Annotated in this window: 1 protein-coding gene; it reads left to right on the top strand. The window is 63.3% G+C overall.

The features are described from left to right. Window positions 1-76: 76 nt before the first annotated feature. Complete coding sequence (ltrA, locus tag BX592_RS33615; RefSeq protein WP_243849868.1) at window positions 77-1,459, top strand: group II intron reverse transcriptase/maturase; 1,383 nt, start codon at window positions 77-79, stop codon at window positions 1,457-1,459. Window positions 1,460-1,461 lie beyond the last annotated feature (2 nt).

Below are 1,461 nucleotides of genomic sequence, written 5' to 3'. Positions count from 1 at the left end.
CCGTAGTAGTCACGGGATAGACCGGCGAGGTCGAGGCGGGTGACGAAGGGCCGAACGGAAAGGAGTGTCCAGCAACATGTCGATACGGAAGGCCAGGCGTCAGATGTGCGCGCAGGCGCAGCGGGCGGGAGTAGCGCGCGGTGAAGCCGCGCGTGTACCCGTCAGCGACGCAGCCGACGGTCCGCGACATGGGAGCGCAGACACAGGGTCAACGCTGCTGGAAGCGGCGTTGACGAGAGAGAACCTGCAACGTGCACTCAAACGGGTGCGGGCCAACAAGGGAGCCGCTGGCGTTGACGGTCTGGATATTGATCAGACTGTGCGTCATCTGGTGACTGCGTGGCCAGCGATCCGGGAGCAACTGTTGTCAGGGACGTACCGGCCGATGCCGGTACGGCGGGTGACGATTCCGAAGCCGGATGGGGGCGAGCGTGAGCTTGGCATCCCGACGGTGACGGACCGGCTGATCCAGCAGGCGCTGCTACAGGTGCTGCAACCGCTCCTGGACCCCACCTTCAGCGAGCACAGCTACGGTTTCCGGCCCGGACGGCGTGCGCACGACGCGGTGCTTGCCGCGCAGTCATATGTGCAGTCAGGTCGGCAAATCGTGGTGGACGTTGATCTGGAGAGGTTCTTCGACCGGGTCAACCACGACATCCTGATCGACCGTCTACAGAAACGTATTGGGGACGCCGGGGTAATCCGGCTGATCCGGGCGTATCTGAACAGCGGCATCATGGATGGCGGTGTGGTTCAGCCGCGCGATCAGGGCACGCCGCAGGGCGGGCCGCTATCGCCGTTGCTGGCCAACGTGTTGCTCGATGAGGTGGACAAGGAACTGGAGCGGCGAGGCCACTGCTTTGCTCGCTATGCCGACGATGCGAATGTCTACGTCCGCAGCCGCCGTGCTGGTGAGCGGGTGATGGCGCTGCTGCGTCGTCTGTATGGGCGACTGCGGTTGCAGGTCAACGAGACCAAAAGCGCGGTAGCCAGTGTGTTGGGTCGCAAGTTTCTGGGCTACAGCTTGTGGGTAGCGTCCGGTGGTGTCGTTAAGCGCAAGGTGGCGGCCAAGCCGCTGCTGGCGTTCAAACGCCGCATTCGTGAACTGACCGGCCGTAACGGCGGGCGCAGCATGAAGGACGTGGTGGAACGATTACGGCCTTATGTGCTGGGCTGGAAGGCGTACTTCCGGTTGGCGCAGACGCCACGAGTCTGGCTGGATCTGGACAAGTGGATGCGTCACCGGCTGCGTGTCATCCAGCTTAAACAATGGCGCCGTGGGCCGACCATCTACCGGGAACTGCGTGCGCTGGGGGCACTGCCCGCTGTGGCGCAACAGGTGGCGGCGAACAGTCGCCGCTGGTGGCGGAGGTGTCAGAAATCTTGTGTGCTGAGGCCGGTTAAAAGATCTCAGGTCATGGCGCTGGTGAATCGCTCGCCGAACAGAATAGCGAACTGATT

The organism is Paraburkholderia rhizosphaerae (assembly GCF_004366595.1).
GTDB classification, from domain to species: Bacteria; Pseudomonadota; Gammaproteobacteria; order Burkholderiales; family Burkholderiaceae; genus Paraburkholderia; species Paraburkholderia rhizosphaerae.
The sequence above is the reverse complement of the archived record's forward strand: the minus strand, read 5'-3'. Positions and strand labels throughout refer to the sequence as shown.